Origin of the sequence: Halomonas sp. ND22Bw (assembly GCF_003011945.1) — a bacterium.
Classification (GTDB): Bacteria; Pseudomonadota; Gammaproteobacteria; order Pseudomonadales; family Halomonadaceae; genus Halomonas; species Halomonas halophila.
On sequence record NZ_PXWD01000182.1, the window covers coordinates 1 to 440 of the forward strand.

General features: G+C 66.1%; 1 pseudogene and 1 other annotated feature. The pseudogene reads right to left on the minus strand.

Features of this window, described 5'->3' with window-relative positions:
* Positions 1-440: pseudogene (locus CVH10_RS17590) on the minus strand (IS3 family transposase); the annotation flags it as partial.
* Positions 270-386, minus strand: a sequence feature (AL1L pseudoknot). It overlaps the preceding pseudogene by 117 nt.

The following is a 440-nucleotide window of genomic DNA, read 5'->3' on the forward strand; positions in this document are numbered from 1 at the left end:
ACCGCGGCCGGATCAGGGATCGTCGTCCGGACTGTCTTGCCCCGCACGACGCCCTTCAGGCCCATCGCTCGCATCAGCCGTGCGACGGTGCAACGAGCCACCGGAATCCCTTCACGGTCGAGCTGCCGCCAGATCTTGCGTACGCCGTAGACGCAGAAGTTCGCCTCGTACACGCGCCGGATCTCGGCCACGAGCGCTGCGTCCCGCTTGGCTCGGGCCGGCAACCTTGCGGGATCGGCTCGTTGCGCAGCATGGGCATGGTACGTCGACGGGGCGATCGGCAAGACCCTGCAGATCGGCTCGACCCCGTAGGCACCGCGGTGATCGTCGATGAAGGCGATCATCGCTTGAACGGGCGGTCGAGCTCCGCCTGGGCAAAATACGCCGATGCCTTTCTCAGGATCTCGTTGGCTTGCCGGAGTTCACGGTTCTCCCGCTCC